Genomic DNA, 12,168 nt, shown 5'->3' on the forward strand with positions numbered 1-12,168 from the left:
TAAAAGTTCCACACGAGTAAGAGGGTGTCGCAAAGCTCTGGTTCCCATGCTCCAGCGTGGGAACGAGTTGTTGGAGTTTTGCGAAGTGGCCAGCATGCAATAAGGTTTCTGGAACTGCTCTGAAGTCAGATACCGAAAATCCTGGCTTGCTTGAATATCTTTCAGTGTTTAAAAAAAACACTCTGTCCTGAACTTTTTTATATATTGACGGTCTAAGTTAATGTCTGAGTTTCATTAATTTCTAGAAAGTTCCATTAATTGTTATAGGGGGAGTTATGTCTGATTCGAGTTATTTTATGCGTGCTTGTTCTGCTTCTCTGTCTTTCTTGTTGCTGGTTATTTCGAGTCTGGTTCAGGCGGATGAAGCTGTCCAGGACTATCGTAGTCTGTTGTCGGAATATCATATTGATATTAACGACGATCTGAGTTACACCCGTATCGTCACCTTTGAGTATCAGGTGTTGACTCCTGCAGGTGCAGAGGAGTTGCAGGAATACCACTACAGTTATTTTTCCGAGAATGAATCCCTGAAGGTTCTGGAAGCTTCGATTACCCATCCGGATGGTAAGGTGTTCCCTGTTGAAAACGATAATATTTACGAACAGGACCTGGGAGGGCGTGATCAGGAGCGGCGTTCCAGGGAAGTCGTGGTGATTTTCTCCCGGTTGACACCAGGCAGTACCATGAAACTGAAGTTTGAGCATGTGGTGAACAAGGACAGTCCCATGGGCTTTAATATGGTGATGCAACCCGAATTGGAACTGGAACAAAAGAAATTGGCTGCTACCATTCTGCTGCCTGAAAACGTACCCATGAAATGGGGGAGCAGAGGCAATTTCTCTGTTAAAGAACTCTGGAAAGGCAAGCGTAAAGCGTTGACGGTCAGCCTTGAAAACTTCCCTTATCAGGAGATGGAGCCAAATATGGTCAGTCCGGATGATGTACTGCCGATGTTTGCGATAACCTCTCTGAAAAGCTGGGAAGAGATCGGCCAGATATACTACGAGAGTAGCCTGAACAGACAGACTGACAGTGAAGAAATCCATAAGCTGGCTAAAGAGATCACCCGGGGAGCCAGGCATCCACGGGAGGAGGCAGAACTCATCTATAACTGGGTGGCCCAAAATATTAATTACCTGTCTCTGAGCTTCAACCTTGAAGATACGCTGGTCCCTCACCCGGTGGAAGATATTCTTCTTCATGGTTATGGCGACTGCAAAGATCAGGCCCTGTTGTTGCAGGCATTGCTAAAAGCCCGTGGTATAGAGTCAAAGTCGGCATTGGTCAGCTGGGATAACAGCTATAAGGATTGGCCGGTGCCGACTTCCATGCAGTTTAATCATGCGCTGTTATACATTCCTGAAATGAACACCTGGCTCAATCCTGTTTCACCCCTGTCTCCATTCGGATTACTGGATTACAGCCTTTCGGGCAAGCGGGTGGTGTTGGCCAGCCCTGAAGGTGAAACTCAATTTCTTCCCGTCATGCAAGCGGATCAGAACCGTTATTGGGTAAAAAACCAGTCGCTGCTGTCCGGGAATGGATTTTTGAGAGGGGAGAGTAAAGTCACCGGGACTGGAACCATCGGAGAAGAGATTCGCGAGCTGCTGGCATCCAGTGGCAGCGGTAAATGGAAGGCCGGTAATCTTCTGGCGGACACCCTGATCGGCGGTTTTGGCTCTATCTCTCAGGGTGCGTCTGCTTATGATCTGACAACACAGCCCGCCTATAAGGGTAATTGGCACAGTCCCTATGCTTTTGAACTGGGCAAGGTAGGGTTTATCACCACTGCACCAGGGCTGGATTTTCAGGATGTGCTGGCTCTGAGAACCTATCTGGTGGATGGAGAGCGCAAGTACCCATTTACGGTCGGACCCCGACATTATCAATGGGAACACCGAATGAAACTCCCCAAAAATTATAAAGTCACCCGGCTTCCGGAAAATTTGCAGGTGGATAACCAGGCCGGCACTTACAGCAGTCATTACAGAATGGAGGGTGACACTCTGGTTGTGAAGCGGCAGATCGTCATCAAGAAAAACCTCTATCAACCCGGTGAATACCCTGAATTCGAGCGGTTGGCGTACCTGGCTATTAATGATCGCCGTGCCGTTATCGCTTTGAAGCGACGCTGAGTTTTAATCATAAGGTGCTGTCAGGCTGTTGCTCTGGACTGGCATCAATAAACGCATTGAGTTCATTACAGTGCTGGTGGATTTTCTGGATTTTTGGATAATCCGTCAACGGCACCTTAAACCGCAAGGCATTGTAGACCTGAGGTATCAGACAGATGTCGGCCAGGGTAGGGGTGTCTCCGATACAGAAACGGTCATCCCCCAATTGCTGCTCACAGGCATCGAAGCCTGTCTTTATCCAGTGCTGGTACCATTGGTTTTTTTGCTCGTCGCTGATTGTAAATTCTGACTTCAGATACTTTAGTGTTCTCAGATTATTCAGGGGGTGGATATCACAGCTGATGATATTGGCCAGACTTCGAATCCGGGCTTTCTGCCAGGCATCACCGGGAATAATGGCCGGGTCCGGGCAGGTTTCTTCAAGCCATTCCAGAATAGCCATGGACTGAATCAGTCTGTTATTGCCGACTTCCAGTGCCGGTACCAGTCCCTGGGGTTGAATGTTTTTATATTTATCCTTTGTCTGTTCTGACTTCAACAGGTTAACCGGAACCAATTCGTAATCCACCCCTTTCAGGTTCAGGGCGATCCTGACCCGATAAGCCGCTGAAGATCGGAAGTAGCTGTATAGCTTCATTGTGTTATCCCTTTGCAGGCAGAAGAGTGGCCGAGACTTCACCAAAGCCGATTCTGGCAGCGCCTTCTTTCTCGCACCAGCCTCTCATGACCACGGTATCTCCGTCCTGCAGAAACGTTCTTTGTTCACCATTGGTCAGGTTCAGAGCCTCCTTACCGCCCCGGGTCAGTTCCAGCAGAGAGCCTGCTTCCTCGGGCCTGGGGCCTGACTGGGTACCCGTTCCCAGTAAATCGCCGGATTGCAGGTTGCAACCATTACTGGCGTGATGAGTCACCATCTGAGCCACACTCCAGTAGGAATGTTTGAAGCTGGATTGAGACAGCTTTTCCATGCTTTGTTGAGAACCTTTCATGGCGAGTGTTTGCAGCAGGACTTCCAGCTGAATATCCAGAGCGCCCAAAGCAGTGTTTTCTTCCGAGCTTAAATAAGGCAGAGGTTGAGGATCACCGGCAGGACGAAGGTAACCGGTTCGGTATGGAGCCAGTGCTTCCAGCGTCACAATCCACGGCGAAATAGTTGAGGCAAAGCTTTTCGCCAGAAACGGTCCCAGGGGCTGGTATTCCCAGGCCTGAATATCTCGTGCAGACCAATCATTGAGAAGACACAGGCCAAATACATGTTGATCGGTCTTATCCAGCACAATAGGGTCACCCAAAGGGTTGCCCTGACCAATGAAAATGCCCATTTCAAGCTCATAGTCCAGTCGTTTACAGGGACCAAAGGAAGGTTGTTCTGCATCCGGCGCTTTGGTTTGACCAATCGGACGGTGAAAAGTTTGCCCTGAAACCCCAATAGATGAGGCTCTGCCGTGGTAGCCAATGGGCACCCACTTATAGTTGGGTAGCAGAGGATTGTCGGGTCTGAACAGCGAACCGACGGCTGTGGCATGATAGATAGAGGAATAGAAGTCGGTGTAATCCCGAATCTGGCAGGGCAGGGAAAATTCGGCTTTGTTCATGGTGATCAGACAGGGCTTCAATTGGCTTTCCAGTTCCGACCCTGTTCTCAGTGCTCTGGACAGGCTGAGCCTGAGAGCGCTCCAGTATTCAAAACCCAACTCCATCAGGGGCGTTAAATTTTCCTGAGCACAGGCTGTCAGTGCCACGGCTGCCTTGCCGTCAAATGGCTTCAGGGCGTCTGTTGCCTTCAGGTCCAGAATCTGGTTGCCAATGGCTACGCCACAGCGGAAAGGCTCACTGCCTGAGCGAAAAACAGCAAAAGGCAAATTTTGAATGGTAAAGTCGGCATCAGATTTGTTAGCACAAATTACCCAGCTGGTTAGATTAACGTCATGGGTCTCGTTCAGTGAAATCATTGGTTATCCTGAATGCATTGAGAAACAGGGTACCAGCAACTGCAAACAGCCTGATCTGGCACGCGTGATTTTTCTTGTTAATGACTGTCTGACTTAAGGCTTCTGACTGGGATCAAAATGCTTCTTCAGGCCAGACCAGCATTTAAGATAGTCTTTTTGTCGAAGGTCGCTCTCCATGGCAAACTTTGAGGGTACGTAGACATATCGGGATTCAAACATGAACGCCAGAGTGTTTTCATAACGCACGGGCTTCAGCTCCGCTTCGCTGGCTTTCCTGAATACGTCCGCTTCGGGGCCGTGGGGTGACATACAGTTATGCAGACTGCTGCCACCGGGTACGAATCCTTTTTCCTTGGCGTCGTAAACACCCTGAATCAGACCCATGAACTCACTCATAATATTTCGGTGATACCAGGGGGGCCGGAAGGTGTTTTCAGCCACCATCCAGCGGGGAGGGAAGATGACAAAATCCAGGTTGGCTACGCCGGGTGAGTGAGACTGAGAGGTCAGAACCGTAAAGATAGAGGGGTCCGGATGGTCGTAACTCACCGTATTGATGACATTAAAACGGGACAGCTCGTATTTATAGGGTGCCGAAGTTCCTACCCAGGCAACGACATCCAGGGGTGAGTGATCGAGCTCACAGGCATAAAGCTGACCAGCAAATTTAGCGATCAGTTCGAAGTTACCTTCTTTGTCCTCATACCAGGCAACGGGGTATTGGAAATCCCGGTCATTGGCGAAGCCATTGGCGCCTGCCGGGCCGCGTTCCGGCAGTGTCAGAGGGGCTCCATAGTTTTCACAAAGATAACCGCTGGCCTGACTCTCCAGAAGATCTACCCTGAATTTCATACCTCGCGGAATCACGGCGATATCTCCCGGGCTGACCTGTAATCGACCCAGTTCGGTACAGATCATCAGAGCGCCTGACTGGGGCACAATCAGCAGCTCGCCATCGGCATTATAAAAAAAACGCTTTTCCATGCTTTGGTTAGCGGCGTAAAGATGAATGGCACTACCGATCTGTGTAATGGCTTTACCATTAGCCGCAAGAGTGGTCAGACCGCTGATAAAATCAGTGGGTTGTTGTGGAGCGGGCAGCGGGTCCCAACGAAGTGGACTTGGCACAGGCGGCAGGTCTGTCAGGGGAGCGGTTTCCAGCAGGGGACTGTTATCCCAGGGCTGGAAGTCTCCCTGCACAACAGAAGGGCGGATTCGATAGGTCCAGGTTCGGCGGTTCTGGTGTTTGGGCGCCGTGAAGGCCGTGGAGGAAAACTGTTCACAATAGAGACCATAAGCCACTTTCTGAGGGTTGAAGCAGGCCTTGGGCAGGGCACCGGGTAATGCCTCTGATTCGTGTTCGTTACCAAAGCCCGTCTGGTATTCAAGATCGTCAGGTAATGTCATCAAACTGAACCTATCGTTTTTCTTATTTTCAAGCCTAATTTCCGGGTAAGAGTGAAAGTTGTTTGTTGAGGTCCTGAATTGTTTCCATTTTTAGCCAGTCCTGAGAGTTTGTCCATACGGATTCTGGATTTTTAATCTCCCGGAGATATTGCGGCAATGTTAATATCTCTCAGAACCTGATTGACCGGATAGACCAACGTTTGAGAACTGACTTGCCAAATACCCAGCCTGTACAAAAAGGCTTTCTTCTTAGCCGACATAGCCAGGACCGCAGAGGACAGACGGAAGTTATTTTGTGGGCCGTCACTGATGACGGCCCTGCAAAGTTGGTGGTTGAAGGGGAGCGTCCCGTCTGTTTTGTTGTTTCCTCCGGGTTTGAGCCGCTACAGAGTGAGTTTTTCAGGAGTTATCCAACGATTGAGGCAAAGCCGCTGTCTCTTAAGAACTTTCGTCATGAGCCAGTCACGGCCCTTTATAGTCAAAACGTGAACCAATCGTTTCAGGTGCATGATTATTTTCGTACCAGAGGCGTAGAGTTGCTGGAAGCCGATGTCAGGCTGGCTGACCGGTTTCTGATGGAGCGTTTTGTAAACGGTGGCATGGCATTCACTGGTGATTTGGTGCAGAAGTCAGGCTATCAGGAATACCACAAGGTGCGAATTCGTCCTGCTGAGTTTAATCCCGACTTCAAGGTGGTCTCCCTGGATATTGAATGTTCCGAGCGAGGTGAACTTTACTCCATTGGACTTTCAGCCGGGGACTTTGAACGGGTCATCATGGTGGGCGATCAGGAGCCGGTTGACTGGATACATTGGGTTGCTAATGAGAGAGCGCTTCTGGAGGCACTTGAAGAGACGCTCGGAACTCTGGACCCCGACATAGTGATTGGCTGGAATGTCATTAATTTTGATTTTCGGCTGCTGCTTAAACGGGCAGAACGCCATGGCATGTCGTTGAAACTGGGCAGGGGGCAACAGGCAGCCACCTGGAGAAGTCGCAGAGGTGATAGTGGGCAGGGGTTTATTACCCTGCCGGGTCGAATGGTCATTGATGGCATTGAGGCTTTAAAGGCGGCCACTTATCAGTTTGACAGCTTTAGTCTGGAGTTTGTGGCACAGACGCTTCTGGGCAAAGGTAAGGCGACAGAAGACGTAGATAACCGGATGGCTATCATTAATCATGACTTTCACCATAACAAGGAAAAACTGGCCCGTTACAATCTGCAGGACTGCCGACTGGTTGAAGAGATTTTTCAACACACCAACATTCTTGATTACCTGAGATTACGAAGTCATCTGACCGGGCTGGAGCTTGATCGTATGGGCGGCTCAGTCCAGGCATTCACCAACCTTTATATGCCCCGTTTGCACAGGGCCGGTTATGTGGCTCCGAATTTACCGGAAGGGGGTGGTCTGGCCAGTCCGGGGGGGTATGTTATGGATTCCATACCCGGACTCTATCGCAATGTCATCGTTCTGGATTTCAAGAGCCTTTATCCTTCGATCATCAGAACCTTCAAAATCGATCCACTGGGACTGGTGGAAGGTTTGCAGGAACCGGAAGGGGCGATCCCCGGTTTTCGTGGCGGCCTGTTCTCCCGCGACCGGCATTTTCTTCCAGATATTATTGCTTCTTTCTGGGCTCAACGGGATGAGGCCAAGAAGCAAAAGGATGCTGCCCGCTCCCAGGCGCTGAAGATTATTATGAATTCCTTTTATGGCGTGCTGGGCTCAGGCGGCTGTCGTTTCTATGATACCCGGCTGGCCAGCTCCATTACCCTGCGAGGGCATGAAATCATGCAGCAGACGGCCCGCTGGGTAGAAGAGCAGGGCTATCAGGTGATTTATGGCGATACCGATTCTACGTTCGTGCTCTTGAATGAAGACTATTCCGATGAGCAGGCCAGGTCCACCGGGAAAGAACTGGAGCGGCTGATTAACGACCGCTGGACAGCCAAATTAAAAGAGGATTATCAACTGGACTCGGCGCTGGAGCTTGAGTTTGAAACCTGTTACCGAAGGTTTCTGATGCCGACCATTCGAGGAGCGGATACCGGCAGTAAAAAACGCTACGCCGGCATTACAGCCACTGCCAGCGGGCAGCAACTGGTATTCAAGGGGCTGGAAACGGTTCGTTCTGACTGGACGGCACTGGCAAAGTATTTTCAAACAGAACTGTTTACGTTGGTGTTTAACGATCAATCTCCGGAAAACCTGGTCAGGGAGACTGTGCAGAAAACGCTGGCCGGAGACTGGGATGACAAACTGGTGTATCGAAAGCGACTGCGGCGTAATCTCAGGGACTACGTTAAAAACATTCCTCCCCAGGTCAGGGCGGCCAGAAAAGCCGATGAGATCAATCAGTCACTGGGAAAACCACTAAAGTACCAGCGAAAAGGCTGGATTCAATACCTGATGACCGTCAACGGCCCTGAGCCGCTGGAATATCGCACCAGCCCTATTGATTATCAACATTACATCGACAAGCAGCTAAAGCCGGTGGCAGAGGGTGTTCTTCCGTTTATAAATCTCGATTTTAATACCTTGATTGACGAACAGATGGGACTGTTCTGACGGTCCAACCCATAGGTCGTCTCTCGCATCAATTGTCTGTCAGTTAAACAAGGTATACAAATAATCCAAAGGGGCTTGAAATTTCTTCCACTGGTTACGGACTGTTTCGGTGAAACTTTCTTCAAGTGAGTAACCATAAACCGCATTGTTTGAAAAGCCATTGATCAGAGCGAGAGTCAATGCGGGAGCCAGAGTAAGAGCAACGTTTTTCAATAAATGATTTGAGTCCAGTGCTGAGCGTTGATGACTGAGAAGAGCCAAGGCCAGGTTTCCGGCCATCAATCCTCCCACCATTCCAACAGCGGTGTCCCTTCCTCTGGTATAAGGAGAAATCAAAATCGCGGTGTAAACTATGAAGGCGGCGCGCGAGGATAGGTCTGATGTGTGCGCGGCCCTTACGCCTCCGGATATGGCTGTAGCCCATGATCCAGCTAAGGCTCCGACTCCTGTTCCAGCCAAGACATCTGCTCCTGCTTCTGTCCAAACGCCGGCAACACCATTTGAGTTGTGTTTTGAAAGAGGGTTTATTGTTGATAATCCCTCAACCAATGCATGGGATATTATGTAAGCAAAGATTGCTTTTACGTGTGAGACATCTCTGGCGATCATCATGTCATAGACTATCGACCCGACCATCATGCCAGCGATTGATGACAACATGGAAAATTCATTTTGTGCATAATCCAGGGGTTGAGTTGTGCTTCTGTCCTGATACCTTGAGCTCCGGATAGAAGTGGCTCCGGCTACCGTTCTTGCCATTACCTCATGGGTAAAGTAACCCGCAGTCACTATGGGTATAAGATAAGGATTGCGGTTAGTGTATGCTGCATAACCACTGTAGGCTGTTCCAGCATATCGCAATGTCTGCCACCAGGGTTGCTTAAGGGGCCAGGGTGATGCGTGCCCGGCTAAAGCGACCTCGGTGGATGTGATAACGGCTGCGAGTTGATTACAAAAAGATGATTTGACCTCCTGTAGCTCTTTTTGCTCTGTGCCTGACAGATCAAAGCGACCTGCAAGGGCAGAGACCACCTCGGGTGTTTTGCAGATGCCGTACCAGAATCCATAATTGATCACGGTGGAAATGGCCAGGCCGGAGCTGCTGGTTGCCAGCTTCAGGCTGTCTTCAACCAACGATGTATTACTGTAGTGGCTCAATAACTTAACTTGTTCTTCTTTTGATAGGCCTGAATGAGCGACTGAGCATAAAAATAATAAGCACGAGAAAAGCGCTGTTAGTTTACCGGATATTTTCATTATTGAAATCCATAATCAGGGTAACTGACTTGTTATAAAGCAAATGACCAGTCAAATTTTTCCTGCCAGAATTAATCTGTTTTTTTTATAGCATTCAGCATGAGGTTCAAGGGTGACAGATGCTTAATATACGCCCTCCTTTGGCTGGTCTTTGCAGTTATGAGAGTTCGATCAGTATATACAGGAAGCGGTAGTGCCTGACCTTTTATTGTTTACGGGAGATTTTATAGTACAGCAACTGAACTTTCGCTACTCAGAAACAGTAATTGTTTGGCGATTCACGAAACTGGTTAGCTGTCTCTCGCATCTAACCTAACCATTTGTTAATTAAACAAGGTGTACAAATAATCCAAAGGAGCATGAAATTTCTTCCATTGGTTACGGGTTGTTTCGGTCAAAGTGTCCTCAAGTGAGTAACCGTAAACCGCATAGTTTGAAATGCCGTTGATCAGGACGATTGTCAGTGCAGGACCCAGGGTAATAGCAATATTTCTCAATAAATGGTTTGAGTCCAGCTCTAAGCTTTGTTTAAACAGAATGATCAGGACTGTGAGTCCGGTTCCAGCTCCGGCCATAGTTCCAAGCAGGACTTCGTCTTCAACTCCAGATAAAAATTCAGTTTTACTGAGTGAGAAGGCCATATAACCCACAACGGCTGTGGACAATGCCAAGTCAAAGAACCCAACATAGAAGGCTCCGTTTAAGGCTCCGGCTATTGATCCAGCCAAGGCGCTGGCTAAGGTTTCTGCCCCTGCTTTCAGCCCAACAGCATGGGCACTGCCTGAATGAGATGCTGAAAAATGGCTTACGGGTAGTAATAACTCTATCAATGCAGCAAACGCAAGATAAGCAGAGATGGCTTTACCCGTTGAAGAGCCTGCGGCGAGAAACTGGCGATAAAACATTGCTCCAAACATCACGCATGTGATTGATTTGACTACGGCATATTCACTGCAGGTATAATTTTCAGGTTGGATTGAAGGTCTGTCACGAGTCCTTAAAGCCAGTGTGGTCAGAGCTCCGGCTACCGTTCTCGCCACTATTTCATGGGTAAAGTAAGTCGCAGTCATTATGGGTATAAAACCAGGGTCGCATTTTGTGTATGCTAAATAACCAATGTATGCGGTTCCAACAAATCGCAGTGGCCGCCACCAGGGCCGCTTAAGGGGCCAAAGTGATAGCTGTCCTGCTAATGCAACCTCAGTGGAGGTGATGACGGCTGCGAGTTGATGACAATAAGAAGATTTCAATTCCTGGAACTCATTTCGCTCTCGGCCATCCGGGCCAGAGCGACGACCCGCAAGGGAAGAGACCAGCTCAGGTGATTTGCAGAAGATGCCGTACCATAATCCGTAGTTGATCACTGTGGAAAAGGCCAACACGGTACCACTCCTGACCAGTTTCAGACTGTCTTCGGCTAATGATGCATTATTGTAGTGGTCCAATAAATTAAATTGCTTTTCTTTCGATACGCTTGAATGAGCGTCTGAGCCTATGAATAGCAAGCATGAGAAAAGCGTGATTAGTGTCCTGTGTACGGCGTTCTGCCATGCTGAGAGGGTGAAAGAACTTATAAACTCTCTGTCATTGAAACAAGGTGTACAAATAATCCAAAGGAGCATGAAACTTCTGCCATTGTTTACGGGTTGTTTCGGACAAACTGTCCTCAAGTGAGTAACCATAAACAGCATAGTTTGAAATGCTATTGATCAGGGCGAGAGCCAATGCAGGAGCCAGGGAAAGAGCAACGTTATTCAATAAATGGTTTGAGTCCAGTCTTAAGCATTGTTGCTTCAGAAGGACCATAACTCCGGCTCCGACTATCGCTCCGGTATTCATTCCAGCGACCCCCCATAGTCCAATAGGAGGAGCAGTCAAAAACAGGGTGAAAGCTGCGATTATGCCCGAGAGTTCACTGGGTGATGACAGCGCAACTGTTCCGGCTCCGACTATGGCTGTGGCCCATGCTCCAGCTATGGCTCCGGTTCCGGCTAAGACTTCTGCTGCCGTTACTGTCCCAACTCTAAAAATGCAGTCTGAACGATGTCTTGAGAGAGAGCTTATTGCTGATATTCCGTCCGTCAATGCGGCGGATATAACGTAACCAAAAGATGCTTTTACCGACGAGAACTCTCTGGCGATCATCTTCTCATAGACTATTGTTCCGACCATCATGCCAGCGATTAATGACATCATATTATATTCAGTGCAGGTATAGTCTAAAGGTTGGATTGCACTTTTATTCTGATGCCTTAAACCCGTGACAGCAGTGGCTCCGGCTACCGTTCTTGCCACTACCTCACCGGTAAAGTAAGCCGCAGTCGTTATGGGTATAAGATCAGGATCGAAGTTAGTGTATACATCATAAACACTGTATGCTGTTCCTACAAATCGCAGTGGCTGCCACCAGGGCAGCTCAAGGGGCCAGAGCGATAAGTGTCCTGCTAATGCAACCTCAGTGGAGGTGATAACGGCTGCGAGTTGATTACAGAAAGATGATTTGACCTCCCGTAGCTCATTTTGCTCTGTGCCTGACAGATCAAAGCGACCCGCAAGGGCAGAGACCACCTCGGGTGATTTGCAGATGCCGTACCAGAACCCATAATTGATCACGGTGGAAATGGCCAGCCCGGAACTGCTGGTTGCCAGTTTCAGGCTGTCTTCAACTAACGATGCATTACTGTAGTGGCTCAGTAATTTAAGTTGTCCTTCTTTTGATATGCCTGAATGAGCGGCTGAACATAAAAATAACAAGCACGGGAGCAGCGCTCTTACTTTACCGGATGTCTTCATCATTGAAGTCCTCAATCAGGGTAACTGGTTTGTTGTAAGCAAATGACCAGT

General features: G+C 48.8%; 8 protein-coding genes. 2 read left to right on the plus strand and 6 right to left on the minus strand.

What is annotated here, in order from left to right; translation table 11 throughout:
• The first annotated feature begins 275 nt into the window (after window positions 1–275).
• On the plus strand, window positions 276–2,135 hold the full coding sequence (locus tag P6910_RS10680) for a DUF3857 domain-containing protein (protein WP_317146242.1): 1,860 nt from the start codon (window positions 276–278) through the stop codon (window positions 2,133–2,135).
• 7 nt (window positions 2,136–2,142) lie between these two features.
• On the opposite strand, the gene maiA is transcribed toward P6910_RS10680, so the two are convergent.
• The 3 genes from maiA to hmgA all read right to left on the minus strand — a co-directional run bounded on the left by maiA (window position 2,143) and on the right by hmgA (window position 5,494).
• The gene (maiA, locus tag P6910_RS10685) at window positions 2,143–2,772 is read right to left on the minus strand and encodes a maleylacetoacetate isomerase (RefSeq protein WP_317146243.1); all 630 of its coding nucleotides are present in this window, start codon (window positions 2,770–2,772) and stop codon (window positions 2,143–2,145) included.
• A gap of 4 nt (window positions 2,773–2,776) precedes the next feature.
• Window positions 2,777–4,087, minus strand: a complete 1,311-nt coding sequence (gene fahA, locus P6910_RS10690; RefSeq protein ID WP_317146244.1) for a fumarylacetoacetase — start codon at window positions 4,085–4,087, stop codon at window positions 2,777–2,779.
• A gap of 93 nt (window positions 4,088–4,180) precedes the next feature.
• Window positions 4,181–5,494 carry a homogentisate 1,2-dioxygenase gene (gene hmgA / locus P6910_RS10695; RefSeq protein WP_317146245.1) on the minus strand — a complete coding sequence of 438 codons (1,314 nt, stop codon included), beginning with the start codon at window positions 5,492–5,494 and terminating at the stop codon, window positions 4,181–4,183.
• Window positions 5,495–5,706: 212 nt separating this feature from the next.
• On the opposite strand from hmgA, the gene P6910_RS10700 reads away from it, so the two are divergent.
• Complete coding sequence (locus P6910_RS10700; RefSeq protein WP_317146246.1) at window positions 5,707–8,067, plus strand: DNA polymerase II; 2,361 nt, start codon at window positions 5,707–5,709, stop codon at window positions 8,065–8,067.
• A gap of 39 nt (window positions 8,068–8,106) precedes the next feature.
• On the opposite strand, the gene P6910_RS10705 is transcribed toward P6910_RS10700, so the two are convergent.
• From P6910_RS10705 to P6910_RS10715, 3 genes are all read right to left on the minus strand, one after another.
• Entirely contained in the window at window positions 8,107–9,225 is a 1,119-nt protein-coding gene (locus P6910_RS10705; RefSeq protein ID WP_317146247.1) for a hypothetical protein, read from the minus strand.
• Between the two features lie 422 nt (window positions 9,226–9,647).
• A complete protein-coding gene (locus P6910_RS10710) occupies window positions 9,648–10,769 on the minus strand; it encodes a hypothetical protein (RefSeq protein WP_317146248.1) in 1,122 nt (373 codons plus the stop codon).
• A gap of 139 nt (window positions 10,770–10,908) precedes the next feature.
• Window positions 10,909–12,120: a hypothetical protein gene (locus P6910_RS10715; RefSeq protein ID WP_317146249.1), complete on the minus strand. Its 1,212-nt coding sequence runs from the start codon at window positions 12,118–12,120 to the stop codon at window positions 10,909–10,911.
• Between the last annotated feature and the right edge of the window lie 48 nt (window positions 12,121–12,168).

The sequence above is a fragment of the Endozoicomonas sp. 8E genome (genome assembly GCF_032883915.1).
Classification (GTDB): domain Bacteria; phylum Pseudomonadota; class Gammaproteobacteria; order Pseudomonadales; family Endozoicomonadaceae; genus Endozoicomonas_A.